Source organism: Salinibacterium sp. ZJ70 (assembly GCF_011751865.2).
Lineage (GTDB): Bacteria > Actinomycetota > Actinomycetes > Actinomycetales > Microbacteriaceae > Homoserinibacter.
In genome coordinates this window covers 1,903,803-1,928,572 of sequence record NZ_CP061770.1, presented here as the reverse complement: position 1 = coordinate 1,928,572, position 24,770 = coordinate 1,903,803, and the positions used below count along the sequence as shown (strand labels likewise).

Here is a 24,770-nt window from a genome sequence, read left to right as displayed (position 1 = left end):
ATCAGGTGGCCCGGAACAGCAGCATCGACGAGGGAGCCATCACGAGCTGCTCACCCGGATGGTGCACGCCTTCGACCTCGGAGATGTCGTCGTGGCCCGAGTCCCACAGCAGCGTGTACTGCTCGACACCCTCATGCGACGGCAGCGTCACCATCACCTCGGTGTCGAGACCGTGCACGACCAGCAGGATGCGGTTGAACTCCTCGAACTCGGGCGTCGACGCGGCGAGGTACTGCAGCGTGCGCTGCTCGGGGGAGTCCCAGTCCTCGATCGACATCGTCTCGCCGGCCTTGTTGTACCAGTCCATCTGGCTCGCCGACGGGGTCATCTCACCGAAGCGTCCGAAGCGCACCGGACGCAGCGCCGGGTTCTCGCGACGCAGCTGGGTGAGTGTCTTCACCACCGCGAGCAGGTCCTCCTGCCACTCCTGCCGGTCCCAGCTGAGCCAGGTGAGCTCCGAATCGTGGCAGTACGCGTTGTTGTTGCCGCGCTGGGTGCGGCCGAACTCATCGCCCGCGGTGAGCATCGGAACACCCGCCGACAGCAGCAGCGTGCCGAGCAGATTGCGCACCGACTTGCGGCGGCGCGTCTTGATCTCCTCGTCATCTGTGGGACCCTCGACCCCGTGGTTCCACGACTTGTTGTCGCTGGATCCGTCGCGGTTGTCCTCGCCGTTGCCGAGATTGTGCTTCTCGTCGTAGCTCACGAGATCCCGCGCCGTGAAGCCGTCGTGCGCGGTCACGAAGTTGACGCTCGCGAGCGGACCGCGCTCGATCGCGAACACGTGGTTGGAGCCGGCGAGGCGCCGAGCGAGTGAGCCGATGCCCTCGGATGCGCGCCCCGTCTCACGGAAGTCGGCGACGTCGCGCAGCCAGAAGTTGCGCATCCGGTCGCGGTATCCGTCGTTCCACTCCGACCAGCCGTCCGGGAAGTTGCCCACCTGCCAGCCGCCCATGCCGACATCCCACGGTTCGGAGATCTTCTTCACGCCCTCGAGCGCCGGATCGTCGAGGATCGCCCTCAGCAGCGGATGCTCGCGCTGGAACTCCACGTTCTCGTCGCGCCCGAGGGTCGCGGCGAGGTCGAAGCGGAATCCATCGATCTGCACCTCGTTCGCCCAGTAGCGCAGCGAATCCATGACGAGCCGCTGCGTCACCTCGCGCGAGAAGTCGAGCGCGTTGCCGCATCCGGTGGTGTCGATGTAGGCACCCGCGGCATCCTGGCGGTAGTACGAGGCGTTGTCGATGCCGCGGAACGAGGTCGTCGGGCCGAGCCTGCCCTCCTCGGAGGTGTGGTTGTAGACGACATCGAGGAGCACCTCGAGGCCCGCCGCGTGGAGCGCCTTCACCATCGACTTGAACTCGCGCAGCACCGCACCCGATCCGCCCACCTGCGCCGCGTGCGTCGCATAGGCGGTGTGCGGCGTGAAGAAATGCAGGGTGTTGTAGCCCCAGTAGTTGACGAGCCCCATCTTGGTGAGACGCTGCTCCGAGACGAACTGGTGCACCGGCAGCAGCTCGACCGCCGTGACCCCCAGATCCTTCAGATACGCGATCGTCGACGGATGCGCGAGGCCGGCATAGGTGCCGCGCACCTCCTCGGGCAGATCGGGGTTGAGCTTCGTGAGCCCCTTCACGTGCGCCTCGTAGATGACCGTGTGATCGAGAGGCGTCTGCGGTTTCGCGACGCCCTCCCAGTCGAACTCCTCATCCTGCACGTAGCTGCGCCAGCCGCCGTCGGACGTGCGGGCGAGACCGCGCGAGTACGGGTCGAGCAGGTAGCGGTCCGCGTCGAACGCGTGCGTCGGGCCGTCAGGGCCATCGACGCTCAGGGCGTACGAGGTGCCCGCGGTGAGGGCGGCGGAGGTCACGCTCCACACGTCGCCCTCGCCGCGCGTCAGCGGGACGCGCTCCGCCACCCAGGCGGAGTCGCGCGCATCGAAGATGCACAGATCGATCGCGGTGGCGTGGGCGCTCCATACGCGGAGCTCGCCGCCAGCATCCGTGTGGCGAACGCCGAGGTGAGACAGCGGGTCGGCGTCAGGCATGCCGTCTAGGTTAGGTGGTGCGCGTGACGATCCTGTAACGCGCGGATCGGCCTTGCGGAGGTGAGCATGACGGTCTATCTGGACCACGCAGCCACCTCGCCGATGCCGCCCGAGGTGCTCGAGGTGTACACCGGCGCGCTCCGCGTCGTCGGCAACCCGGCATCCATCCACGGAGCAGGCCAGACCGCGCGCGAGATGCTCGAGACGGGGCGCTCCGCCGTCGCCGCATCGCTCGGCGTCGACGACGTCGAGGTCGTTCTCACGAGCGGCGGAACCGAATCCGTCAACCTCGGCATCAAGGGGCTGTACTGGGCGCGCGCGCCGCGGACCCGCATCATCGTGCCGCTCGGGGAGCACCACGCCACCATCGACGCCGTCGAGTGGCTCGCGCGCCACGAGGGCGCCACCATCGACTGGATCGAACTCGACGAGCTCGGCCGCATCCGCCTCGACGCGCTCGCCGCGGCGCTCGCGCAGGGCGGTGACGACGTGGCTCTCGTGACGGCGCTGTGGGCGAGCAACGAGGTCGGCACCGTCCAGCCGGTCGAGCGGATCGTCGAACTCGCGCATGCGTACGGTGTGCCGGTGCATCTCGACGCGGTCGCCGCCTACGGGCAGCTGCCGATCGACGTGCACGCGGTGGGGGCGGAGGCCGTATCGGTGTCGGCGCACAAGATCGGCGGGCCTGTCGGGATCGGCGCCCTCGCACTCGCCCGCACCGCCCGCGTGGAGCCGCTGCTGCACGGCGGCGACCAGCAGCGAGGCCGATCGGGAACCCAGGATGCCGCGGGCGCGCTCGCGTTCGGCGCGGCGGCGACGCGCGCCGTCGACGCGTTGCCGCTCACGCGCGTGGCAGCACTGCGCGACCGACTCGTGGCCGGAGTGCTCTCGACCGTCGAGGGCGCCGTGCTGCGCGGCGACCCCGAGTCTTCGGGGCGCGTCGCCGGCAACGCCCACTTCACCTTCGCGGGCGCCGACGGCGACGCGCTTCTCTACCTGCTCGACGCATCCGGAGTCGCCGTGTCGACCGGTTCGGCATGCCAGGCGGGCGTCGCCGAGCTCTCGCACGTGCTGCTCGCGATGGGGGTGCCCGAGCGCGAGGCGCGCGGTGCCCTGCGCATCACCCTCGGCCATGACACCGCCGATGCCGACGTCGACGCGTTCCTCGCCGCCATCCCCGCCGCCGTCGCGGGCGCCCGCGCCGCCGCGGGCTGACGCGTCTTCTCCTCCCGAGATGGTGCGGTGCCGGGTCGGGCGGCGCACAGGCGGGTGCGCGTACCCTGGTGCGGTGAAGGTTCTCGCGGCGATGAGCGGCGGCGTCGACAGTGCCGTGGCGGCCGCGCGCGCCGTCGAGGCGGGCCACGAGGTCGTGGGCGTGCATCTCGCGCTCTCGCGCATGCCCGGCACCCTGCGCACCGGATCCCGCGGCTGCTGCACGATCGAGGACTCGATGGATGCGCGTCGCGCCGCCGCGAAGCTCGGCATCCCGTTCTACGTGTGGGATTTCTCGGAGCGCTTCCGCGAGGACGTCATCGACGACTTCATCAGCGAGTACGCCGCCGGCCGCACCCCGAATCCGTGCATGCGCTGCAATGAGCGGATCAAGTTCGCGGCCCTGCTCGACAAGGCGCTCGCGCTCGGCTTCGACGCCGTAGTCACCGGTCACTACGCGGAGGTGCGCGACGGCGCCGACGGCCCCGAGCTGCACCGTGCGGCCGCATGGGCGAAGGACCAGTCGTATGTGCTCGGCGTGCTGACCGCCGAGCAGCTTGCGCACGCGTGGTTCCCCCTCGGAGCGACCCCCTCCAAGGCTGAAGTGCGCGCCGAGGCGGAGGCACGCGGCCTCACCGTCGCGAACAAGCCCGACAGCCACGACATCTGCTTCATCCCCGACGGCGACACCCGCGGCTGGCTCGCCGAGAAGGTGGGAGCCGAGCAGGGGGACATCCTGGATCGCGAGGGCAACGTGCTCGGCACGCATCCGGGTGCCGCTGCGTTCACCGTGGGGCAGCGCAAGGGGCTCAACATCGGCTACCCCGCGCCGGACGGACGACCGCGGTTCGTGCTCGAGGTGCGCCCGAAGACGAACGAGGTGGTCGTCGGCCCCAAGGAGGCACTCGCGATCGCCGAGCTCGCCGGTTCCCGCTTCACGTGGGCCGGGGCCGCACCCGCGGACGCCGAGGCCGGCTTCGCGTGCGACGTGCAGGTGCGGGCGCACGGCGACCCTGTTCCCGCGTTCGCGCAGGTGACCGGCGGCGAGCTCGTGGTGCGTGTCGATGCGCCGCTCGAGGGCGTCGCGCCCGGCCAGACGGCGGTCGTCTATGTCGGCACGCGGGTCATGGGGCAGTGCACGATCGACCGCACCGTCTCGGCCGTGCCGGTCGCCGCCTCCTGACTCGCCCCTACCGCGAGCTGCCGCCGCATCCTGGCGGCGCGGGCGTTCGAGTGGCTTCGGGGAGGGGTCGCAAATTGCGGCTCGCCCGGCGTGTCGGCGGTCATTTGCGACCCCTCCCCGGGTGGAGCGCAGCGGATGGGGCGCGAGCCGCTCTTCGCGAGCAGCGCGCCGTGCCGCGGGGCGCGCAACCCCTGCCGAGAGGTCGGACGTCGGCCGTAGGCTGAAGCCGTGGCCCCCGCGGATGAGATCGACCCCGTTCCCGACACGACGAGCAGCAGCCTGCAGCAGGCACACGCCGAAGCCGAGCAGCTGACGACGCGCATCCTCGAGGCGCGCGAGGCGTACTACGAGCGCGACACGACGATCATCGACGACGCCGAGTACGACTCCCTCATCCACCGCCTCGAAGAGCTCGAGCGGCTCTTCCCCGAGCTGCAGAGCCAGGATTCGCCCACCCAGACGGTCGGCAGCGGCATCGAAGCAGCGGGGCTCGCCACGATCGAGCACGCCGAGCGGATGCTGAGCCTCGACAACGTGTTCTCGGCCGACGAGCTGCGCGACTGGTGCGTCAAGACCGCGGCGGCGGCGGGGCGCCCGGTGCGCTGGCTCACCGAGCTGAAGATCGACGGTCTCGCGATCAACCTGCGCTACGAGCGCGGCGTGCTCACGAGCGCGGCGACCCGCGGCGACGGACGCGTGGGCGAGATCGTCACCGAGAATGCGCTGCGCCTGGCCGACATCCCCGAGCGTCTCGCCGGATCCGGGCACCCGGAGCTCGTCGAGGTGCGTGGCGAGGTGTTCATCCCCGTGAAGGCATTCGAGGAGCTCAACGTGCTGCAGGCGGAGCTGCGCGAGCGCGTGTACCTGGAGGCGGTCGCGAAGGGCCGCGACGACGAGAAGGCGCGCGCATCCGCTGCCCGCCGCTTCCCGGCGTTCGCCAACCCGCGCAACGCCGCATCCGGTGGTCTGCGTCAGCAGCTCGACAAGAAGGACGGCCCGGAGCTCGAGGCGGCGCTCGCGCGCATCGGCTCGCTTCGCCTGTACGTGCACGGCATCGGCGCGTGGCCCGAGCCTCCCGTCGCGGCGCAGAGCGAGGTGTACGAGCTGCTCGCCTCGTGGGGTCTTCCGACGTCACCGTATGTGCGGGTGAAGGACGACGTCGAGGGCGTGCTGGAGTTCGTGGGGCACTACGGCGAGCACCGGCATGACGTCGAGCACGAGATCGATGGCATCGTGGTGAAGGTCGACGAACTCGCCCTTCACGATGAGCTGGGTGCCACGAGCCGCGCCCCGCGGTGGGCGATCGCCTACAAGTACCCGCCCGAGCAGGTGCAGACGAAGCTGCTCGACATCGTCGTCTCGGTGGGTCGCACCGGCCGCGCCACCCCGTACGCGGTGATGGCCCCCGCGCACGTCTCGGGTTCGACGGTGCGTCAGGCCACCCTCCACAACCAGGAGGTGGTGAAGGCGAAGGGCGTGCTCATCGGCGACACCGTCGTGCTGCGCAAGGCCGGCGACGTGATCCCCGAGGTTCTCGGTCCGGTCGTCGAGCTGCGCGACGGATCCGAGCGCGAGTTCGTGATGCCGAAGGAGTGCCCCGAGTGCGGCGCCGAGCTCGCGCCCGCGAAGGAGGGCGACATCGATCTGCGCTGCCCGAACCAGCGGGCCTGCCCCGCTCAGGTTCGGGGGCGCGTGGAGCACATCGGTTCCCGCGGCGCGCTCGACATCGAGGGGCTCGGCGAGGTGGGGGCGGCCGCACTCACCCAGCCGGAGGTGCCGCGCCCGGCGCCGCTCGAGACGGAGGCGGGGCTCTTCGAGCTCACACTCGACGACCTCGTGCCCATCGAGGTGGTGGTGCGCGACGCTGAGACGGGCGAGCCGAAGTACGCCGAGGATGGGAGCCTGCCGCGGCGCACCCCGTTCCGGGTGAAGTCGGGCGAGCCGTCGAAGGTCGCGCACACGCTCATCGCCGAGCTGGAGAAGGCGAAGACGAAGGAGCTGTGGCGCCTGCTGGTGTCGCTCAACATCCGCCATGTGGGGCCGGTCGCGGCGCGTGCGCTCGCCGAGTGGTTCGGTGACCTGGAGCTCATCCGTGAGGCGAGCCGCGACGAACTCGCTGCGGTCGATGGGGTGGGCGGCATCATCGCCGATTCGCTCATCGAGTGGTTCGAGGTGGACTGGCACCGCGAGATCGTCGACCGCTGGGGCAGTGCGGGCGTGCAGTGGAAGACGCCGGGCCACGATGGCCCGGGAAGCCAGCAGGCGGTCGACGGCCCGCTGTCGGGTCTCACGATCGTGGTCACGGGCGCCATGCCCGAGCATTCCCGCGACGGCGCACAGGAGGCGGTGATCGCCGCGGGAGGCAAGCCGGCGTCGAGTGTGAGCAAGAAGACGGATTACGTGGTCGTCGGTCCTGGAGCGGGTTCGAAGGCCACCAAGGCCGCTGACCTGGGCATTCCGGTGATCGAAGCGGATGATTTCTCTCGCTTCCTGCAGAACGGTCCGTCTATCCTTTCCTGACAGGAGTCGTGCGTCCCTAGACTGGCGGCTCACGAATGCTGTGCGTCGCGGGGAAGGCAAACAGCTGTTAGGGATCGCCCTTATGGTCATGAGCCCGGTGGTTGTCACCGGGCTGTCAGGCATGCCCGCGAGCGCCGCTTATGCGGTGGTCGCGGAGGCCCCGGTGACGTCGGCTCCCGCGCTGGAGGTGGGGCGTTCGCCCGACCTCGGCGGGTCGACCGCACCCATGGAGACTCTGCGTGGAGTGGCGTTCCTCGACCGGCTCACCGAGCTGAGCCGCACGGATGCGGTGTCGATCATCGGAAGCAACCCGGCGATCATGGCGGAGCTCTCCACGCGACCGCCGACGGCGACGGCAGTCGCCGATTGGTGGGGTGTCGCACCCGCGCGCACGCGCAGCGCCCTGCTCTCGGCCGCGCCGCAGGTGGTGGGCAACCTCGAGGGTGTGCCGCTGGTGATCCGCGACATCGCCAATCGCGGTGTGCTCGAACGCACGGTCGACGCGATCGAGGAGCGACTCGATGGGCGCGCCGGGCGAGCCGAGCGCGCCGCGCTGGCGGCGCAGGAGCACATGCTCGAGCAGGTGGCGCAGGCCCTCGCTGCCGATGACGGCACCGCCCGGCGTCTCATCGCGCTCGACACGGAAGGCGAGGGGCGCGCGGTCATCTCGGTAGGCGATGTCGCGACGGCCGACTACGTCTCGTATCTGGTGCCCGGCATGTTCTTCGGGGTCGATGCGCAGATCGTCGCGTGGACCGAGACGGCCGCCGACCTCGTCGACGCTCAGCAGTCGTGGCTCGACGAGCTGCGGCCCGAGGAGCAGCCGAGGGTCGCCGCCATCGCGTGGATCGGGTATCAGACGCCGAGCCTGCTGAATGTGGCATCCATGGAACTCGCCCGTGAGGGGCGCGACGCACTCTCGGCGTCGCTGCGTGGCCTGCGTGCGGAGCGCGGCGACGACCAGCCGTACATCAGCATCCTCGCCCACTCGTACGGCTCGACGGCGGCGCTGCTGTCGCTTGAGGAGGACGACGTGTGGGTGGATGCGCTGGCGCTCGTGGGGTCGCCGGGAAGCACAGCGCGATCCGTCGACGCCCTGCACGTGCCGAACGGCAACGTGTGGGTGGGCGCCGCGGATTGGGATCCGATTCCGGCCTCGGGGGTGTTCGGCAGCCAGCCGCTGTCGCCGTCCTACGGGGCGAAGCGCTTCTCGGTGGCGCCCGGCGTCGATCCGGTGACGGGCAGGGCGCTCGGTGGGGCGATGAGCCATAACGACTACTTCGCGCGCGGCGGCAGCTCGCTGCGCAACCTCGCGCTCATCTCGATCGGGGCGGGCGACTACGCCACCGCCGCCGACCGCTCTGCGGGCGACGCGGCCGCGAAGCCCGTCAAGCGACTGCATCGCAGCACCATCTGAATCGGGTGAGCCTCCGCGACTCGTAGGATGGAGGCGTGTCTGAGATCACCCCGGAAGTCGTGCGCCACCTCGCGCACCTTGCTCGCATCGGACTCACCGACGAGGAGGTGGAGCGCCTGACGGGCGAACTCGGCCAGATCGTCGATGCTGTCGCCACCGTCCGCTCGGTCGCGACCCCCGACGTCCCCGCGACGAGCCACCCGATCGCCCTCGGCACGGTGCTGCGCCCGGATGTCGTCGGCCAGACGCTGACGCCGGATGAGGCGCTCGCGGGTGCCCCCGAACGCGACGGCGATTTCTTCAAGGTGACCTCGATTCTGGGAGAAGAGCAGTGAGCGAGCTGATCCGCAAGTCCGCCGCCGAGCTCGTCGAGCTGCTCGACGCGCGCGAGGTGTCGAGCGTGGAGCTCACGCAGGCCCACCTCGACCGCATCGCGCAGGTCGACGGCGAGGTGCACGCGTTCCTCCACGTGAGCGAGAACGCGATCGAGACGGCTGGCCGTATCGACGCCGCGCGCGCCGCGGGTGAGGCCTCGGGTCTCGCGGGTGTTCCGGTGGCGATCAAGGATGTGCTCTGCACGCTCGATATGCCGTCGACGTCCGGTTCGAAGATCCTCGAGGGCTGGGTTCCGCCGTACGACGCGACCGTCGTGGCGAAGCTGCGCGCTGCGGGGCTCGTGCCGCTCGGCAAGACCAACATGGACGAGTTCGCGATGGGCTCCTCGACGGAGCACTCCGCATACGGGAACACCCACAACCCCTGGGACCTCTCGCGCATCCCCGGCGGTTCGGGCGGCGGTTCGGCTGCGGCCGTCTCGGCGTTCGAGGCGCCTCTCGCGCTCGGCTCGGACACCGGCGGCTCGATCCGCCAGCCTGCGGCCGTCACGGGTTCGGTGGGCATGAAGCCCACGTACGGCGGCGTCTCCCGCTACGGCGCGATCGCGCTCGCGTCGTCGCTCGACCAGATCGGCCCGGTGTCGCGCACGGTGCTCGATGCGGCTCTGCTGCACGATGTCATCGGCGGGCACGACCCGCGCGATTCGACGTCGATCCCGGATGCCTGGCCGTCGTTCGCCGAGGCGGCGCGCGCCGGTCGTCGCGAGGGTGCCCTGAAGGGCCTCCGCGTCGGCGTCGTGTCGGAGCTCGCAGGCGGCGAGGGCTTCCAGCCCGGCGTCGTGGCGCGTTTCCAGGAGTCGCTCGCACTGCTCGAGGCGCAGGGCGCCGAGATCGTCGAGGTGCACGCCCCGAGCTTCCAGTACGCGATCGCCGCGTACTACCTGATCCTCCCGGCGGAGGCGTCGAGCAACCTGGCGAAGTTCGACTCGGTGCGCTTCGGCCTCCGGGTGACTCCCGAGGGTCAGTCGACGGTCGAGGATGTCATGTCGGCCACGCGTGCGCAGGGCTTCGGCCCCGAGGTGAAGCGCCGCATCATCCTCGGCACCTACGCTCTCTCGGCGGGCTACTACGACGCGTACTACGGCTCGGCTCAGAAGGTGCGCACGCTCATCCAGCGTGACTTCGACGCCGCGTTCGAGACGGTGGACGTGCTCGCCACGCCGTCCGCGCCGACGACCGCGTTCCCGCTCGGCTCGAAGGTCGACGACCCGCTCGCGATGTACCTCAACGACCTCACCACGATCCCCGCGAACCTCGCGGGCGTGCCCGGCATCTCGCTGCCGTCGGGCCTCGCGGATGAGGACGGCCTGCCGGTCGGCATCCAGTTCATGGCGCCCGCCCGCGAGGACGCGCGTCTGTACACGGTCGGCGCCGCGCTCGAGCAGCTGCTCGAGGAGAAGTGGGGCGGCCCGCTGCTCTCGAAGGCGCCCGCACTCTGATCTGACGTCTGTCGCGACACCGCTCCTGTGCCGTCATCCGGTTTCCGGGTGATGCACAGGAGCGGTTTCGCTGTCTGGGGCGGTCAGTCCAGCTCGGCGGCGTCGATGAGGCTCTCCGCTGCGGCGCGCGCCTGTGCGGTGGCCGCCGGTGCCGGCGACTGAGCGCCGCGCAACCCCCTGGGCATCCGGCTTGACGCATGCGATTCTCGCGGTATGACCGTCATCCGCATGCTCTCGCGCGTCGCCCTCGGCGGCATGCTCGTGTTCGCCGGAGTCTCGCACCTCACCGTCGCGCGCCAGGAGTTCCAGGCACAGGTGCCCAAGATGGTGCCGCTGGATCCCGACACGACCGTTGTGGCCTCAGGCGTCGTCGAGGTCGCGCTCGGCTCCGCGCTCGTCGTGGCGCCGCGGCGCTGGCGCCGCGGCATCGGCTGGATCGCGGCGGGCTTCTTCGCCGCGGTGTTCCCGGGCAACATCGCCCAGTGGCTGCACCAGCGTGATGCGTTCGGGCTCGACACGGATGAGAAGCGCTTCGTGCGGCTGTTCTTCCAGCCGGTGCTCATCGGCTGGGCGCTCTGGTCGACGCGGCGCTGACGCGCGTGCGCGTCTCAGTCGTGCGAGCGCGCCGCGCGGCGGCGGATGACGAGCAGCAGACCGCCGACGACGATGACCGCTGCCGCACCGAGCGCGATCGACGCGCCCGTTCCGTTGAGACCCGTGGACGCCAGCTCGGGTGCGGTCGGCGCGGTCGGCGCGGCAGGCGCGGCCGGGGCGCTCACGACGGTGAGGCTCTCGTAGAACTGGTCAGCGAGCCCGGTGTTGATCACGACAGGCGTCCACGCGCCGAGGGTCGTGAGGGTCGCCGTGGCGCCGACCGCCACCCAGAGCGTTCCATCGGCAGCGAAGTCGGCTGCCCAGATCGAGGTGCGCGTCGGGTCCGCGACGACGGTGACGTCGGCGCCGACGATCGACTGCACGGAGCCGTCGTGTCCGAAGCCGTAGAGCACGCCGGAGACCGGATCGGTGGCGAGTGACGAGAGCGGGCTGAGGGTCAGGGCGGTGATGGTGAAGAGGCCCGTGGTGGGGTCGACGGTTCCCACGGCGGAGCGGTTTCCGGAGATGTTGCACGCGATCCAGATCACGCCATCGGTGTAGTCGAGTGCGGTGCAGAACGTGTACGTGGCGCTGCCGTCGGTGATGGCAGCTGCCTGCGAGCTCGCCCCCGAGATGTCGACGGCGTAGAGGGCGTCGGAGTCCCAGCGGATCGCGTATCCCGCGCCCGTCTCATCGACGTCGAAACCGGTCACGCTCACCGGGCCAGCATTCGCGGCGACGACCGTCCCCGTGCCGTCGGCGGCGACGCTGAGCAGATCGCTCGAGCTCCACTCGACCGCGTATGTCCCGGGCGTCGGATCACTCGCCGCGTGGGCGGCGGTGGGTGCGAGCGTCAGGGCCGCGGCACACAAGGCGGTGACGGTGGCGGTGCGGGCGGTGCGGGCGGTGCGGCGCAATTCTCACTCCGGTTCGAGGTTTCGGTGCGTCGGGGGCCGCGTCGGATGCGGAGTTCACGCTATCGCATACCCCGTGTCATGCGGGCCCGCGCCGGTCGTGTCAAGGGGCTGGGCGCATCCGGGCCTTCCGCGTTGGCTTGAGGTCAACCGTTCATCGAAGGAGACCGAGACCCATGGCTCAGATCACCGAGAGCATCGACGTCGACGTGCCCGTCACGACGGCGTACAACCAGTGGACTCAGTTCGAGTCCTTCCCCTACTTCCTCGACGAGGTCGAGCAGATCACCCAGATCGACGACACTCACCTGCACTGGAAGGTGAAGGTCGCCGGACACGAGCGCGAGTTCGACGCTGAGATCACCGAGCAGCACCCCGACGAGCGCGTCGCGTGGCACAGCACGGGCGGCGACACCGAGCACGCGGGCGTCGTCACGTTCCACAAGCTCTCGGATACGTCGTCGCGCGTCACGGTGCAGATCGACTGGCACCCCGAGGGTGCCCTCGAGACGATCGGCTCCTGGGTGGGTGCTGGGAAGCACGCTGTGAAGAAGGACCTCGAGAACTTCAAGAAGTTCATCGAAGACAAAGGTCGCGAGACCGGTGCGTGGCGCGGAGACGTGTCTAGCTGATTCCCTCGCGATGAGATGTTCCTCGTCGACCCCCCTCGGCGAGGAACTGCCCCCAGCGCAGACCGCCCGGCAGCTTGGCGCCGGGCGGTCTGTGTGTGGGCTGTGTGTGCGCGGGTCGAGCCTCAGTCGACAGCGAGTCGCGGATCCGATGCTGCTGCCCGCTGCTCGTCGGCGAGGCGGGATTCGAGGGCGTCGAGGATGAGGCCCAGCCCGTACTCGAACTCGTCGCCGTACGCGTAGTGCTGGCCGACCATCATCTCGGTGACCATCTCGACCATGTGCGGGTAGTGCTCTGCGGCGAGGGCGAGCCCGGTGGCGAAGTCCTCGGCCGGTTCGTCGGCCTCGAAGGGCAGCCGCTGCTCGGTGTACACGAAGCCGTAGACGTAGGAGTCGATCACCGAGAACGCATGCGCGGCGAGGCGCACGCTGAAGCCGCCGCGTCGGAAGCATCCGAGCACGGCGTTGTGGTGGGCGAGCAGGATGGGGCCGGGGTTGCGCCGCGATTCGACGAGCGCGAGCCCCCAGGGGTGCGCCGAGAGCACGTCGCGTGCGGAGCGCGAGCGATCGGCCATGCCGTCGCGCCAACTCGCCTCGGGTGAGGGCATGCGGATGTGCGCGAACACCCAGTCGGCGAGCTCGTCGAGCAGCTGCTCCTTGCCCTCGATGTGGTGGTAGAGGCTCATCGCCTCGACGCCGAGCTGCTTGCCGACGCTGCGCATGCTGACGCCGTCGAGCCCGTTCGCGTCGGCCACGGCGACCGCCGCGTCCACGATGCCGGATCGCGTGAGGGGCGTGCGTGCTGCCATCCGTCGCCTCCTGCTTGTGTTCTTACGGGTGTAAGGCTACCGTAGCGCCACAGGGACTTACAGCTGTAAGGGAGATCGAGATGCGCGCAGTCGTCGTCGAGCGTTACGGACCGCCCGAGGTGGCGAGGGTGCGCGACGTGCCCGTGCCGCAGCCGGGCACCGGCGAGGTGCTCGTGCGGGTGATCGCATCCGCCGTCACGAGCGGCGACGCCCGGATGCGATCCGGCGTCTTCCCGCCCGGTTTCGCGCTGCCCGGAAAGCTCGCCCTCGGCATCCGCGGCCCGCGCAAGCGCGTGCTGGGTGCCGTGTACGCGGGCGAGGTAGCGGCGCTCGGCGCGGGAGTCGACGGCGCGGCCGTGGGCGACCGTGTCGCCGGGATGGCGGGCTTCACCGTGGGCGGACACGCGGAGTTCGTCGTCGCGCCGGCCGTGCGCCTCGCCCCGATCCCCGAGGGCCTCAGTCCCGATGCCGCGGCCGCGGTGCTCTTCGGGGGCACGACCGCGCTCGACTACCTGCGGGACAAGGCGCACCTCGCCGCCGGCATGACGGTGCTCGTGAACGGAGCCTCAGGCGCTGTCGGGTCGAGCGCCATCCAGCTCGCGCGCCACCTGGGCGGCGAGGTCACCGCGGTCACGAGCACCGCGAACGCCGAGCTCGCGACGCGTCTCGGTGCGACGCGCACCGTGGACTACCGCGCCACGCCCGTCTCGCAGCTCGCGACGGCGGGGGAGCGCTTCGACGTCGTCTTCGACACCGTCGGCAACATCACCGCAGCGGCCGGTCGGCAGCTGCTCACCGAGCGCGGTGTGCTGCTGCTCGCGGTGGCTGGGCTCGGCGACACCATCACCGCGCGCGGACAGGTGAAGGCAGGGCCCGCATCCGAGAAGATCGAGAACCTCCGCGAGGTGCTGCGTCTCGCATCCGAGGGGGTGCTCGATCCGCTCGTCGAATCCGTGCATCCGCTCGACGGCATCGCCGACGCGTACCGGCGCATCGACTCGGGCCGCAAGGTGGGCAACATCCTCGTTCGGCCGGGGGAGTGACCCGGGGGTCCGGGTGGCCCATCAGGTCGGAATAGGATTGACCCCATGGCTAAGGCTGAACTGATGGACTTCGATAAGGCGCTCGAGCTGTTCGAGCCGGTGCTCGGACTCGAGGTGCACGTCGAGCTGTCGACCGCCACCAAGATGTTCTCGGATGCGCCGAACCCGGCATCCCCCGAGGGGCACAGTGCTGGTCCGAACACGCAGATCACCCCCGTCGACCTGGGGCTGCCCGGCAGCCTGCCGGTCGTCAACGGGAAGGCCGTCGAGTACTCGATCTCGCTGGGCCTCGCGCTCGGCTGCTCGATCGCCGCATCCAGCCGCTTCGCGCGCAAGAACTACTTCTACCCCGACCTCGCGAAGAACTACCAGATCAGCCAGTACGACGAGCCGATCGCCTACGAGGGCTCGCTCGAGGTGGGCCTCGAAGACGGCACCACGGTGATCGTGCCGATCGAGCGCGCGCACATGGAAGAGGACGCCGGCAAGCTCACCCACATGGGCGGCTCCACGGGCCGCATCCAGGGTGCCGAGTACTCGCTCGTCGACTACAACCGCGCGGGTGTGCCGCTCGTCGAGATCGTCACGAAGCCGATCTACGGCACCGAGCACCGGGCACCTGAGGTGGCGAAGGCGTACGTCGCCACGATCCGCGAGATCGCGAAGTCGCTCGGCATCTCGGAAGCCCGCATGGAGCGCGGCAACCTGCGCTGCGACGCGAACGTGTCGCTGCGTCCGCGCACCGCGCCTGTCGCCGAGCTCGGTGAGACGCACGACGGATCGGTCAACCCGCACCCCGAGGTGAAGCTCGGCATCCGCACCGAGACCAAGAACGTCAACTCGCTGCGCTCCATCGAGCGCGCCATCCGCTACGAGATCCAGCGCCAGGCGGCGATACTCGCCAAGGGCGGCACGATCACCCAGGAGACGCGCCACTGGCACGAAGACAAGGGCATGACCTCCGCCGGTCGCCCCAAGTCGGATGCCGACGACTACCGCTACTTCCCGGAGCCCGACCTGCTTCCCGTGGAGCCGAGCCTGGAGCTGATCGAGAAGCTGCGCGCCGAGCTGCCCGAGTCGCCGTCGGTGCGCCGCCGTCGCCTGCAGCAGGCGTGGGGCTTCACGGATCTCGAGTTCCGCGACGTGAACAACGCCGGCCTCCTCACCGAGATCGAGCAGACCGTCGCCGCAGGCGCTGCCCCCGCGCAGGCCCGCAAGTGGTGGACGGGCGAGATCGCCCGCCTCGCCAACGCGCAGGGCGCCGATCCGGCCGACCTCGTGTCGCCGCTGCACGTCTCCGAGCTCATCGCCCTCATCGAGTCGGGCGACCTCACCGACCGTCTCGGCCGTCAGGTGCTCGAAGGCGTCATCGCGGGTGAGGGCCGGCCGTCGGAGGTCGTCGAGAAGCGCGGCCTCAAGGTCGTCTCGGACGACGGCGCGCTCATCGCCGCCATCGACGAGGCGCTCGCCGCCCAGCCCGACGTGCTCGAGAAGATCCGCGACGGCAAGGTGCAGGCCGCCGGTGCCGTCATCGGCGCCGTCATGAAGGCCATGCGCGGGTCGGCGGACGCCGCCCGCGTGCGCGAGCTCGTGCTGGAGCGTGCGACGCAGGTGTAGCACCCCCGAGAATCGTGCCTCCGCGTCGTTTCAGCCCGCCTGAATCGACAAAGCGGCACGATTCGTTGTCAGAAGCGGCGTGGGCCGTCCGGCGTGTAGCTCGTTGCAGGCCCAGCGCCCGGGCCGGCCACACGACCGGTCTGTTCGAGCCAGCGCTGGTGGTCGCGCATCCCCCTCGCCACGGCGACGCGGATGATCCCGTACAGAAGAAGGAGCGCGAGCGCCGCCAGGGTCACATAGATCAGGATGATGAGCAGCGGCAGGTACGCCCAGAGATCGGATGACGACATGGCGTCATCCTGGCGGAGCCGCGCCCGTGTGTCACGCAGTGGTGGTGAGGGCACCTGAGTATGCGGGGTGAGCCCCGGGCGTTCGTGCCTCTGTGTCGTTTCACGGGGCCTGAACCGGCGATATGGCCCGATTCGTGCATGTCCGGTGCCGCTGGCGCGCCGACCGACTCAGGGCACCACGCGGTAGTACGCGTAGGTGAAGCCGCTCGCGAACTCGCGCACGGCCCGCAACTCGAGCCCCAGACGCACATCCTCTTCCAGGAACGGGGTTCCGCCGCCCACCACCACCGGCGCCCGGAAGATGTGCAGCTCATCGAGCAGTTGCGCGCGCGCCGCGACCGACGCGAGCGTCGCACCGCCGATCTGCAGGGGCGCCTCCGATTCGGTCTTCCACCGGCCCACCTCCACCGGATCGAAGTCGTGCCGCAGGATGACCCCCGGCACCGTGACGGAGTGGAGGGTTCGGGAATACACCACCTTCTGCACCTCGTGCCAGCGCTTCGCCCACGCGAGCTCCACGGGCGGCAGCGTCGCCATGTCGACGGTCGCCCACCACGAGTCGACCTCCCACATCCGGCGTCCGAGCAGCGACACCTCGGAGGGGCGGCACAGCTCGTTGATGAAGGCGTGCACCTCGGCGTCCGGCACAGCCCAGTCCCAGTTGCCGTCCCGGTCGGCGATGTAACCGTCGACGGAGGCGAGGGCCATGTACTGCAGTGGGGCGCTCATGATCGAACCTCTTTCCGCACGCGGATGGTCGTGTGCCGATGCTAGATCCGGGCAGGGCTCTGCGCCAGGGGTGAGTGATTCCCGACACGCTGCCTGCCGCTTGGGCGCCGTCACGGGACGGGTCAAGGGGTTCCGTGCAGGAGGCACGACGACCAACATGGGGGCATGCCCACACCCGGACCCGTGACCGTCGACGCCTACATCGCCAGCTTCCCCGACGACATCGCGACCCGTCTGCGTGAGGTGCGTGACGCGATCCTCGCCGAAGTTCCGGGCGGTGAGCAGCGGATGCGCTACGGCATCGCTGCGGTCATGCTCGGCGGTCGCTACGCGGTGCACTTCGCAGCGTGGAAGAAGCACATCGGCCTCTATCCGGTGCCGCACCTGGCCGAGCCGTACGAGGCGGAGGTGGCGCCGCGCCGCTCCGGCAAGGATTCGGTCATCTTCCCGCACTCCGAGCCGCTGCCGACGGAACTCATCTCGCGCATCTGCCGCGCGATCCTGGCCCAGCGCGAGGAGGACAGCTAGCCGTGCCGAGCGACGCCGCCGACCTCAAGAAGCTCGACCGCTACCGCGCGAAGGCGGGCGAGTTCCGGATGCTCACCGTCGCACCCGCCCGCTACCTCGCGATCGACGGCGCGGGCGACCCGAACACCGAGCCGTTCGGCACCGCGATCGAAGCGCTCTATCCGCTCGCGTACGCACTCAAGTTCGCGAGCAAGCGCGCCGGGCGTGACTTCGTCGTGCCGCCGCTCGAGGGACTGTGGTGGGCGGACGACATGGCGGCGTTCACCTCGGGGCGCGACAAGTCCGCCTGGAGCTGGACCTTGCTGCTGTTCGTGCCGGAGTGGATCGACGATGCGGCCATCGAGGCGGCCCGCGACGCGGTGCGGTCCAAGAAGCAGCCGCCTGCGCGCCTTGCGGATGTGCGGGTCGAGACCCTCGACGAGGGCCTGTGCGTGCAGACGCTGCACATCGGGACCTTCGACGACGAAGCCCCGCTGCTCGCCCGGCTGCACGACGAGTTCATCCCGGGGGAGGGGCTCAGGATGACGGGCCACCACCACGAGATCTACCTGAGCGACCCGCGCCGCACCGCCCCCGAGAAGCTGCGCACCATCCTGCGGCAGCCCGTGGTGCGCGCATGAACGCCGCCCCTGCGTGAAGGTGCGCGACCCCGACACGGATCCGAAGAGCGTCATCCGCGACCTCGTCGACGACAGGACGGCGCGGCACGGCGCCGCCAAGCCATGACCCGTGCCGCGCCCGCTCGTGTCACGCCGTCTGCTCGGCGTGCTTCCCCTCGGCGATCTCCTCGACCACCTTCGCGCTGAACGCGGGCAGGTCATCGGGGGTGCGGCTCGAGACGAGGCCAGCGTCGACGACGACCTCCTCATCCACCCACTCCGCACCGGCGTTGCGCAGGTCGGTCTTGAGGCTGGGGTAGCTGGTGATGGTGCGGCCGTCGAGCACATCCGCGTCGGCGAGGATCCACGCCCCGTGGCAGATGACGCCCACGGGCTTGTGCTCCTCGAAGAATCCGCGGGCGAAGGCGACAGCGTCGTCGTCCATGCGAAGGTGGTCGGCGTTGACGACGCCACCCGGCAGAACCAGGGCGTCGAACGAACTCGACACGACATCCGACACCTGGCGATCCACGTTCTGGGTGTGGCCGTTCTTGCCGGTGATCTCACCCGACTCGGGCGAGACGAGAACGGCTGTCGCACCATGCTCGGTGACTGCCTCCCACGGATGCGTCAGCTCCGAGTCCTCGAAGCCATCGGTCAGGAGGAAAGCCACCGTCTTTCCGGTGAGGTGCGTCATCGTCGTGCTCCTTCCGTTGGGTGCTCCCCACGCTAAGTCGCGTTCCGCGGGCGCGGATCGAACTCTGAGGGGATGCCCAGGGCGCGCAGATGCACGGCTCAGGTCAGCTCTCCGTGTCCTCCGCGCGCACGCGCTGTGCGCGAGCGAGGTTGGCGCGCATCTCGTCAGCCGTCTGCCGCTGGCCATATCCGGGGCGGTCCCGCTCGAGCCGCCACGACTCGCTGAGCGGGCCGACCACGACCGTGTCGAAGCCGAGCTCGTCGTAGATCCGCGTGACCGCCTCGATCGCCTCCGCCGAGTCGCTCGCCGTGCCGAGCGCGCGGCGGCCGGGCGTGCCAGCGGGGGAGCCTGTCGTCAGGATCTCGGGAGCGAGGATGTTGTTGAACGCCTTGGCGACGAGCGCGCCCGTCAGCTTCGCCTGCAGCAACCCCGAGGTGGTCGCCTCGCCGCGGTCGAGCTCGGGGATGTGGCCGTCGCGTTCCCAGTAGTAGTTGTTCGTGTCGAGTACGACCTTGCCCGCGAACGGCGCGACGGGCAGGGTGTCGATCGCGCCGAGCGGGATCGTGACCACCGCGATCTCTGCGGATTCTGCTGCTTCCTGCACGGTCGCCGCTCGTGCCCGCGGACCGAGCTCCGCCACGAGGGCGGCGAGCGTCTCGGGGCCGCGGGAGTTCGCGATCACCACATCGTGCCCGGCACCCGTGAGCGCCTTCGCCAACCGTGATCCGATGTTGCCCGCGCCGATGATTCCGAAAGTCGTCATGTGTGACGAGAACGATCTGGCACCCGGATCATTCCCGGAACTCGGAATATGACGTGCGGCTCCAGCTACTTCGCTTCGCGGTTGCGGAGGCGGATGGCGCGCTGCTGGCCGTCGGCCTTCACCTCGGCGACGCTGTCGCGCGAGCGCACGAAGTCGGTGAAGCTCGAGAAGCCGAGCGCCTTCTCGCTGAAGGAGGGGTTGAGGCGCTTGATCTGCGACTTCACCGCCGAGGCGTTGAGCCACTCGGCGTCCTCGTTCTTGCCGTGCCCGAACTCGAGCGCGCGCACGAGCAGGCGCGTCGCCTCGTGATCGCTCACCTGCCCATCGACGACAGGCGCGAGGAAGATGTCGGCAGGACCTGACGACTTCGGGCTCGAAGCCGAGGCCGCGGTCGCCCGCGACGAGCTCGCCTTGGGTGCGGACTCCGCAGGTGCGAGGGTCTCGGTCGCTGCGTGCCGCGGGGTGATGGGACGCGGCGGTGCCGCCTCGACACCCGGCAGGTCATCGTAGGTCTCGAACTCGTCGCACGCCGAGATGAGCGCCTTCGCAGTGCCGCCCGCCACGCCGATGCCCACGACCACACGGCCGAGGCGCTTGCAGCGCTGGGCGAGGGCGATGTAGTCGGAGTCGCCGGCGACGATCACGACGTGCGTGATGTCGGGAAGGCGGAAGAGGTCCTCCAGCACGTCCACCGACAGACGGATGTCGGCTCCGTTCTTGGTGCCCGATGCAGGGAAGAGCTGCGTGAGGTCGATCGCGCGGTCGACGAGCTGCGACTTGTAGTCGGAGTTCGCGGGCACCGACCAGTCGGCATAGGCGCGCGTGATGGCGACCGTTCCGAACGACGACGCGTACTCGAGGATCGCGCCGACGTCGATCCCGGCGCTCACGAGCTTCTCCTTGACGGCCGGTCGCGCATCCCGCGCGTTGTCCTTGCGCCAGGCCCCGCTGCCGTGGATCTGGTCGTATCGCGAGATCACGATGTTGTCGAAATCGATGTAGACCGCGACGCGATCGGTATCGGTCTGCTCTGCCATGACCACTCCTTGGTTCCGATGCGAGCCTACCTGGCGCGGACATGAGTTCCGGAGGCCGACTCGCACGGTAGGCTGAGCGACATGAAGGTCGTCATCTTCCTGCTCTCCTCCGTGGTCTTCCTCGCGGGAATGGCCGCGTTCGCCTACGCCGACGTGTTCGAGGGCTGGGTGGCCATCGCCGTCTTCACTGCCGGCGTCCTCGCCGCGTCTGCCGCGTTCGCGATCCCGTTCCACCTGCTCGAGAAGTTCGACTGACCTTCTCCGTCTGAACGCGCTCCTCAGTCGAGGGGTGCGAGCACGCGCGACGTGAACCCGTCGACGCGCGACAGCAGTGCTGCTCCGCGCTTCGCGACGACGGCATCCGGGTTCGGATCCCACGGGCTTCCGTGCGGGGCCACGCGGATGAGCGTGGGGCATCCGAGGTCCGAGCAGACGTACGTGCCCACCGAGTCGCCTCGGCGTCCGGCATTTCCCGCGCGCAGCGCCGAGAACAGCCGCACCTGACCAGCGGGCTGCGATGTGTGACAGAACGAGCACATCGCCGCGCCCGCAGGCAGACGCGATGCTGCCGCGCTCAGCACGATGCCCGTCGGGGTGTTGCCTCGCCAATACACGAGGTAGCCGCGGTGCGCCGTCGAGGGGTCGCGCCATCCCAGGAACTCTCGCTCCTCCCACAGCGTCTCGTGCAGGCCGGGCAGGGGAATGCTCTCGACGTCGAGGCCTTCGGCATTGACGAACGAGGCTCGGATGTCGGACGCGTCGAGAGGGTTCATCGTCGGCCAGGCTAGCCCGAGCGGTGCTCTCGCCGCGCGCTCTGGAGGATGCTGTCAGGTTGAATGGTGAGGTGGACACCCAGCTCATCGCCTCCCTTCGCACCGACCTGACGGCGGCGCGATTCACCGTCGATCACCTCGACGCCCTCTGGGGTGCACCCGCTGAGGAGGCGCTTCGCCGCGGCAACCGGGTGCCCGCCTCGCGGGCGCTCGCTGCGTCCGCCTACCCTGCTGCGGTGCTCGGTCGTCTCTTCGTGCTGGGCGAGAAGGTGGGGGCGGAGGAGCTCGCTCGCGTGCTGACGACGCTCGGCCTCGCGGGGGCCGAGGAGCTCGAGCTCATCCGTGTCGAGGGTGAGACGGTCGCGCCGCTCGTCGACCTGCGGCCGTACGGCTTCGCCGATCTGCACGGGGCGGGGGAGTGGTGGCTCGCATCCGACCTCGGCGAGCTGGCGCGGGGTGGTGCGCTACCCACCGATCATGTGCTCGGGGTGGGCGGCGCGTCGATGACGCTCGCGCGCCTGCAGTTCCCGGATGATGTCGAGTCGGTGCTCGATCTCGGCACCGGCTGCGGCATCCAGGCGCTGCACGCCCGCCGCTTCGCGCGCCGCGTCGTCGCGACCGACATCTCGGAGCGCGCCCTTCGCTACGCGCGCTTCAACGCCGCCGTGAACGGAGTCGACGGGATCGAGTTCCGTCTCGGCAGCCTCTACGAACCGGTCGCCGGCGAGACCTTCGACCGCATCGTCTCGAATCCGCCGTTCGTCATCACGCCGCGCACCCCGGACGTGCCGGAGTATGAGTACCGCGATGGCGGCCGCGAAGGCGACTCCCTGGTCGCGGAGGTCGTCGCGGACGCCGCGGCGCACCTCAACCCGGGAGGCACGGCCCAGCTGCTCGGCAACTGGGAGTACCGCGCCGACGCCGACGGCCTCACGCGTGCCGCCGACTGGGCGACGGACTCGGGCCTCGATGTGTGGGTGCTGGAGCGGGATCGCCTCGACCCCGCTCGCTATGCCGAGACCTGGATCCGCGACGGCGGCACGCGTCCGGGGGCGCCCGAGTTCGAGCGCCTGGTGGCGGCGTGGATGGATGACTTCGCCCACCGAGGGGTGACGGAGGTCGGCTTCGGGTACGTCGTGCTGCGCCGCGCCCTCGATACGCCGCCGTTCCGTCGCACCGAGCGCGCGGATGCACAGCTCGATGACGCCGTCGGCATCGGGGCGCACCTCTCCCGTGTGCTGCACGCCCGCGATGCGATCGTGGGTCTCGACGGCGACGCCCTCGCGGCGATGCATTTCCGGGTGGCGGCGGATGTCACCGAGGAGCGCAGCTACTGGCCGGGCCACGCCGATCCCTCGGTGATCCTGCTGCGGCAGGGCCGTGGGCTGCGCCGCGACCTGCGCGCGGACGCCGCACTCGCGGCCGTGGTCGGCGCGTGCGATGGCGAGCTCGCCCTCGGCGTCATCCTCGACGCGGTTGCGCAGCTGCTCGAGACCGACGCCGACGCGATGCGCGACGCACTGCTCGCCGAGGTGCGCGAGCTCGTCATCGACGGATTCCTCGAGCCTGCGGTGGATCTCGGGCCGGCCTGACAGGCGGGTTTCAGCACGCGTTCAGCCCGCGGCCCTACCGTGGCACCTGGAGGCACACAGCATGGGTTTTCTCGATCGACTGTTCGGATCCGAGCAGCCGAAAGCACGCGCGGCAGGGTTCACGAACCGAACTGCCAAGAGCGAGGACGAGCGCGCACTGGAGCGCTACCGCTACCTGCTGAACACCGCGCCTCCCGAGACGATCGAGCAGGTTCACTCCGAGGCGTTCGCGCGTCTCACCGACAACCAGCGCGCACTCATCTACGAGGAGCTCAGCAAGGGCGCGGTCACCGGCGAGCGTCCGCTGTCGAGTGAGCCCGAGACGCTCGCCCGCGCGGCGACGCGTGCCGAGGTGCGCAATCCCGGATCCGTCGAGCGGATCCTCTCGAATGCCAACAACCAGGCCCAGCAGCCCGGTCCGACCCTCGGCACGATGTTCGCCGGGTCGATGCTCGGGACGGTCGCCGGCTACGTCGTGGGGTCGGCGCTCATGAGCGCGTTCCTGCCGTGGGGCGACAGCGCAGGAGCCGAGCCGGAGGCGGGGGCCGCCGATGGCGGTGATGCCGGATCCGACTTCGGCAGCTCGGAGTTCGGTGCATCCGACTTCGGCGACTTCGGCTTCTGACCGGCTCCCAGCAGCAACGCACCGAGTCCGAGCCCGATCGCTCCGGCGACGGCCGACGGCAGGTCGAGCCCGAACACGGTGATGAAGTACGTGGGCACGACGGCGAGCATCGCTGTGAGAGCGAGGACGGGTCGTGAGGCGGGCTCGGTGACGGCAGCAGGCTGCTCGAAGCGCCGCAGCGGCACCGACAGCCCGATCAGGGCGGCGAGCAGGACCACGAGCACGAGAGGCCGCGTCACCCACCACTCGGCGCTCCCCGGCACGGGCGATGCCCCCGGAAGCAGCAGGCCGATGCCCGCGAGCACGATGATGAGCGGCAGGTGCCACAGGTAGATCGTCATGAGCCGGGAGCCGATGACGTAGACCACTCCTCGGGCGGCGCGTGTTCGCATGAGCGCGGTGAGCGGCGGCTTCAGCAGCTGCAGCAGTGCCGCCTGCCCGATTCCCAACGTGACGAGCGGGATCGTGGGCGGGTTGAGGTTCGAGAGCATGTCGAGCGAGTACGGCAGGAATGCGGTGAGCGGAACGAGACTCGCCCACGCGACGGCCGCGATGGCGATGAGCTGCCAGGCGCGGCGCCGGGCGAACCAGCCGTCCGCGTACCAGAAGCCGATCTGGTGCACGAGCGCCCACACGAACAGCAGGTTGAGGTACCCGCCGATGCCCACGCCGGCCTGGTCGCGCGGCGCATCCGCCCAGAGGAATCGCGCGATGTCGACGGCGACCACGCACGCGAGGAGCGCGATCACTGTCGCGCGGGGTGCGCGTTCGTGCAGCCGCAGGAGCGTGGGGGCGGTGAACTGGCACAGCAGGTAGGCGCAGAGGAACCAGAGAGGGCTGCCGATGCCCGTCGCGACGGCTTCGAGCAGGCCGGGATCGACGCCGATCGCGGTGGCGACTCCGAGCGCCGCAGCCAGCACGATGAAGAGCGGAAGCGCCGGACGGATGAGGCGCTGCATCCGGGTGTGCACGAACATCCGATCCGCACGATCGGGATCCGGTTCGCGCCGCCGCAGGCTGCGCAGCGACGTGGCGGTGGCGAATCCGCCCACCACGAAGAACAGCGGCATGATCTGCCCCACCCAGGTGGCCGTCCAGAACCAGGGGAGCTCCTCGAGGGGCCGGCTGACGCTCAGCCCGCCGTCGACGTCGGGGCCGACCCCGACGAAGAGGAGGTGGATGGTGACGACCATGAGCACGCACACCACGCGTGCGAGATCGAGTGTGAGGTCGCGTCGATCGAGATCGGCGGTGGTGGGGCGTTCCGTCACGGAGCCACTGTAGTGGCGGGGGATTCCCCGATCAGGAGATGACGCGT

The 24,770-nt window shown here is 70.0% G+C and carries 24 protein-coding genes and 1 pseudogene; 15 read left to right on the top strand and 10 right to left on the bottom strand.

The features are described from left to right. Position 1: 1 nt before the first annotated feature. Complete coding sequence (gene glgX, locus HCR12_RS09145) at positions 2–2,047, bottom strand: glycogen debranching protein GlgX (protein WP_166865636.1); 2,046 nt, start codon at positions 2,045–2,047, stop codon at positions 2–4. A 66-nt stretch (positions 2,048–2,113) separates the two neighbouring features. Between glgX and HCR12_RS09140 the strand changes: the two genes are divergently transcribed. From HCR12_RS09140 to HCR12_RS09110, 7 genes are all read left to right on the top strand, one after another. Next, the gene (locus HCR12_RS09140; RefSeq protein ID WP_166865634.1) at positions 2,114–3,262 is read left to right on the top strand and encodes a cysteine desulfurase family protein; all 1,149 of its coding nucleotides are present in this window, start codon (positions 2,114–2,116) and stop codon (positions 3,260–3,262) included. 73 nt (positions 3,263–3,335) lie between these two features. Beyond that, the gene (gene mnmA, locus HCR12_RS09135) at positions 3,336–4,442 is read left to right on the top strand and encodes a tRNA 2-thiouridine(34) synthase MnmA (RefSeq protein ID WP_191412326.1); all 1,107 of its coding nucleotides are present in this window, start codon (positions 3,336–3,338) and stop codon (positions 4,440–4,442) included. A 228-nt stretch (positions 4,443–4,670) separates the two neighbouring features. Beyond that, a complete protein-coding gene (gene ligA, locus HCR12_RS09130; RefSeq protein ID WP_224763387.1) occupies positions 4,671–6,962 on the top strand; it encodes an NAD-dependent DNA ligase LigA in 2,292 nt (763 codons plus the stop codon). A 121-nt stretch (positions 6,963–7,083) separates the two neighbouring features. Then, positions 7,084–8,379, top strand: a complete 1,296-nt coding sequence (locus HCR12_RS09125) for an alpha/beta hydrolase (RefSeq protein ID WP_166865631.1) — start codon at positions 7,084–7,086, stop codon at positions 8,377–8,379. 35 nt (positions 8,380–8,414) lie between these two features. Then, a complete protein-coding gene (gatC, locus tag HCR12_RS09120; RefSeq protein ID WP_166865628.1) occupies positions 8,415–8,714 on the top strand; it encodes an Asp-tRNA(Asn)/Glu-tRNA(Gln) amidotransferase subunit GatC in 300 nt (99 codons plus the stop codon). Continuing rightward, complete coding sequence (gene gatA, locus HCR12_RS09115) at positions 8,711–10,213, top strand: Asp-tRNA(Asn)/Glu-tRNA(Gln) amidotransferase subunit GatA (RefSeq protein WP_166865624.1); 1,503 nt, start codon at positions 8,711–8,713, stop codon at positions 10,211–10,213. Before gatC ends, gatA begins: the two co-directional genes overlap by 4 nt. Positions 10,214–10,426: 213 nt before the next feature. Next, positions 10,427–10,807 carry a DoxX family protein gene (locus HCR12_RS09110; RefSeq protein WP_166865619.1) on the top strand — a complete coding sequence of 127 codons (381 nt, stop codon included), beginning with the start codon at positions 10,427–10,429 and terminating at the stop codon, positions 10,805–10,807. 14 nt (positions 10,808–10,821) lie between these two features. Here the strand turns inward: HCR12_RS09110 and HCR12_RS09105 are convergent, their stop codons facing one another. Then, positions 10,822–11,724, bottom strand: coding sequence for a hypothetical protein (locus tag HCR12_RS09105; RefSeq protein WP_166865615.1), 903 nt, complete (start codon positions 11,722–11,724; stop codon positions 10,822–10,824). Between the two features lie 173 nt (positions 11,725–11,897). On the opposite strand from HCR12_RS09105, the gene HCR12_RS09100 reads away from it, so the two are divergent. Then, entirely contained in the window at positions 11,898–12,353 is a 456-nt protein-coding gene (locus tag HCR12_RS09100) for an SRPBCC family protein (protein WP_166865612.1), read from the top strand. Between the two features lie 122 nt (positions 12,354–12,475). Here the strand turns inward: HCR12_RS09100 and HCR12_RS09095 are convergent, their stop codons facing one another. Beyond that, complete coding sequence (locus HCR12_RS09095; protein WP_166865609.1) at positions 12,476–13,159, bottom strand: TetR/AcrR family transcriptional regulator C-terminal domain-containing protein; 684 nt, start codon at positions 13,157–13,159, stop codon at positions 12,476–12,478. Between the two features lie 80 nt (positions 13,160–13,239). Here HCR12_RS09095 and HCR12_RS09090 point away from each other — a divergent pair, with 80 nt between their 5' ends. Together HCR12_RS09090 and gatB are read left to right on the top strand one after the other, a co-directional pair. After that, complete coding sequence (locus tag HCR12_RS09090) at positions 13,240–14,202, top strand: NAD(P)-dependent alcohol dehydrogenase (RefSeq protein WP_166865606.1); 963 nt, start codon at positions 13,240–13,242, stop codon at positions 14,200–14,202. Between the two features lie 45 nt (positions 14,203–14,247). Next, complete coding sequence (gene gatB, locus HCR12_RS09085; protein WP_166865603.1) at positions 14,248–15,819, top strand: Asp-tRNA(Asn)/Glu-tRNA(Gln) amidotransferase subunit GatB; 1,572 nt, start codon at positions 14,248–14,250, stop codon at positions 15,817–15,819. A gap of 68 nt (positions 15,820–15,887) precedes the next feature. Here gatB and HCR12_RS09080 read toward each other — a convergent pair whose 3' ends face one another. Further along, positions 15,888–16,109 (bottom strand): hypothetical protein, encoded by a 222-nt coding sequence (locus tag HCR12_RS09080; RefSeq protein WP_166865600.1) that lies wholly within the window; start codon positions 16,107–16,109, stop codon positions 15,888–15,890. A 168-nt stretch (positions 16,110–16,277) separates the two neighbouring features. Next, entirely contained in the window at positions 16,278–16,838 is a 561-nt protein-coding gene (locus HCR12_RS09075; RefSeq protein ID WP_224763386.1) for a dihydrofolate reductase family protein, read from the bottom strand. A gap of 165 nt (positions 16,839–17,003) precedes the next feature. Here HCR12_RS09075 and HCR12_RS09070 point away from each other — a divergent pair, with 165 nt between their 5' ends. Together HCR12_RS09070 and HCR12_RS09065 are read left to right on the top strand one after the other, a co-directional pair. Beyond that, complete coding sequence (locus HCR12_RS09070; RefSeq protein ID WP_166865597.1) at positions 17,004–17,366, top strand: iron chaperone; 363 nt, start codon at positions 17,004–17,006, stop codon at positions 17,364–17,366. Between the two features lie 68 nt (positions 17,367–17,434). Next, positions 17,435–17,986 (top strand): GyrI-like domain-containing protein, encoded by a 552-nt coding sequence (locus HCR12_RS09065; protein ID WP_166867312.1) that lies wholly within the window; start codon positions 17,435–17,437, stop codon positions 17,984–17,986. A 127-nt stretch (positions 17,987–18,113) separates the two neighbouring features. On the opposite strand, the gene HCR12_RS09060 is transcribed toward HCR12_RS09065, so the two are convergent. The 3 genes from HCR12_RS09060 to HCR12_RS09050 form a co-directional block, all read right to left on the bottom strand. Next, positions 18,114–18,662 (bottom strand): type 1 glutamine amidotransferase domain-containing protein, encoded by a 549-nt coding sequence (locus HCR12_RS09060; RefSeq protein ID WP_166865594.1) that lies wholly within the window; start codon positions 18,660–18,662, stop codon positions 18,114–18,116. Between the two features lie 103 nt (positions 18,663–18,765). Next, complete coding sequence (locus HCR12_RS09055) at positions 18,766–19,425, bottom strand: NADPH-dependent F420 reductase (protein ID WP_166865591.1); 660 nt, start codon at positions 19,423–19,425, stop codon at positions 18,766–18,768. 65 nt (positions 19,426–19,490) lie between these two features. Continuing rightward, positions 19,491–20,462 (bottom strand): NYN domain-containing protein, encoded by a 972-nt coding sequence (locus tag HCR12_RS09050; protein WP_166865588.1) that lies wholly within the window; start codon positions 20,460–20,462, stop codon positions 19,491–19,493. An 81-nt stretch (positions 20,463–20,543) separates the two neighbouring features. Here HCR12_RS09050 and HCR12_RS09045 point away from each other — a divergent pair, with 81 nt between their 5' ends. After that, positions 20,544–20,717, top strand: a complete 174-nt coding sequence (locus HCR12_RS09045; RefSeq protein WP_166865585.1) for a hypothetical protein — start codon at positions 20,544–20,546, stop codon at positions 20,715–20,717. A gap of 23 nt (positions 20,718–20,740) precedes the next feature. Here HCR12_RS09045 and HCR12_RS09040 read toward each other — a convergent pair whose 3' ends face one another. Further along, positions 20,741–21,235 (bottom strand): FBP domain-containing protein, encoded by a 495-nt coding sequence (locus HCR12_RS09040; RefSeq protein ID WP_166865582.1) that lies wholly within the window; start codon positions 21,233–21,235, stop codon positions 20,741–20,743. Between the two features lie 71 nt (positions 21,236–21,306). Here HCR12_RS09040 and HCR12_RS09035 point away from each other — a divergent pair, with 71 nt between their 5' ends. Both HCR12_RS09035 and HCR12_RS09030 read left to right on the top strand, forming a co-directional pair. Beyond that, positions 21,307–22,827, top strand: a complete 1,521-nt coding sequence (locus tag HCR12_RS09035; protein ID WP_224763384.1) for a DUF7059 domain-containing protein — start codon at positions 21,307–21,309, stop codon at positions 22,825–22,827. Positions 22,828–22,888: 61 nt separating this feature from the next. After that, positions 22,889–23,452 carry a hypothetical protein gene (locus tag HCR12_RS09030; protein ID WP_166865576.1) on the top strand — a complete coding sequence of 188 codons (564 nt, stop codon included), beginning with the start codon at positions 22,889–22,891 and terminating at the stop codon, positions 23,450–23,452. Positions 23,453–23,643: 191 nt separating this feature from the next. Here the strand turns inward: HCR12_RS09030 and HCR12_RS09025 are convergent. Continuing rightward, positions 23,644–24,723, bottom strand: a pseudogene (locus tag HCR12_RS09025) (acyltransferase family protein); the annotation flags it as partial. Positions 24,724–24,770: the final 47 nt, after the last annotated feature.

What these genes read in the sequence shown, in the direction of transcription:
- gatB (WP_166865603.1), top strand. Translation starts at nt 14,248, where the DNA reads ATGGCTAAGGCTGAACTGATGGACTTCGATAAGGCGCTCGAGCTGTTC.
- HCR12_RS09060 (WP_166865594.1), bottom strand. Translation starts at nt 18,662, where the DNA reads ATGACGCACCTCACCGGAAAGACGGTGGCTTTCCTCCTGACCGATGGC.
- HCR12_RS09055 (WP_166865591.1), bottom strand. Translation starts at nt 19,425, where the DNA reads ATGACGACTTTCGGAATCATCGGCGCGGGCAACATCGGATCACGGTTG.
- HCR12_RS09095 (WP_166865609.1), bottom strand. Translation starts at nt 13,159, where the DNA reads ATGGCAGCACGCACGCCCCTCACGCGATCCGGCATCGTGGACGCGGCG.
- HCR12_RS09030 (WP_166865576.1), top strand. Translation starts at nt 22,889, where the DNA reads ATGGGTTTTCTCGATCGACTGTTCGGATCCGAGCAGCCGAAAGCACGC.
- HCR12_RS09100 (WP_166865612.1), top strand. Translation starts at nt 11,898, where the DNA reads ATGGCTCAGATCACCGAGAGCATCGACGTCGACGTGCCCGTCACGACG.
- HCR12_RS09090 (WP_166865606.1), top strand. Translation starts at nt 13,240, where the DNA reads ATGCGCGCAGTCGTCGTCGAGCGTTACGGACCGCCCGAGGTGGCGAGG.
- HCR12_RS09140 (WP_166865634.1), top strand. Translation starts at nt 2,114, where the DNA reads ATGACGGTCTATCTGGACCACGCAGCCACCTCGCCGATGCCGCCCGAG.
- HCR12_RS09080 (WP_166865600.1), bottom strand. Translation starts at nt 16,109, where the DNA reads ATGTCGTCATCCGATCTCTGGGCGTACCTGCCGCTGCTCATCATCCTG.
- HCR12_RS09075 (WP_224763386.1), bottom strand. Translation starts at nt 16,838, where the DNA reads ATGAGCGCCCCACTGCAGTACATGGCCCTCGCCTCCGTCGACGGTTAC.
- HCR12_RS09110 (WP_166865619.1), top strand. Translation starts at nt 10,427, where the DNA reads ATGACCGTCATCCGCATGCTCTCGCGCGTCGCCCTCGGCGGCATGCTC.
- HCR12_RS09065 (WP_166867312.1), top strand. Translation starts at nt 17,435, where the DNA reads ATGCTCACCGTCGCACCCGCCCGCTACCTCGCGATCGACGGCGCGGGC.
- HCR12_RS09070 (WP_166865597.1), top strand. Translation starts at nt 17,004, where the DNA reads ATGCCCACACCCGGACCCGTGACCGTCGACGCCTACATCGCCAGCTTC.
- HCR12_RS09125 (WP_166865631.1), top strand. Translation starts at nt 7,084, where the DNA reads ATGCCCGCGAGCGCCGCTTATGCGGTGGTCGCGGAGGCCCCGGTGACG.
- glgX (WP_166865636.1), bottom strand. Translation starts at nt 2,047, where the DNA reads ATGCCTGACGCCGACCCGCTGTCTCACCTCGGCGTTCGCCACACGGAT.
- HCR12_RS09050 (WP_166865588.1), bottom strand. Translation starts at nt 20,462, where the DNA reads ATGGCAGAGCAGACCGATACCGATCGCGTCGCGGTCTACATCGATTTC.
- HCR12_RS09045 (WP_166865585.1), top strand. Translation starts at nt 20,544, where the DNA reads ATGAAGGTCGTCATCTTCCTGCTCTCCTCCGTGGTCTTCCTCGCGGGA.
- HCR12_RS09040 (WP_166865582.1), bottom strand. Translation starts at nt 21,235, where the DNA reads ATGAACCCTCTCGACGCGTCCGACATCCGAGCCTCGTTCGTCAATGCC.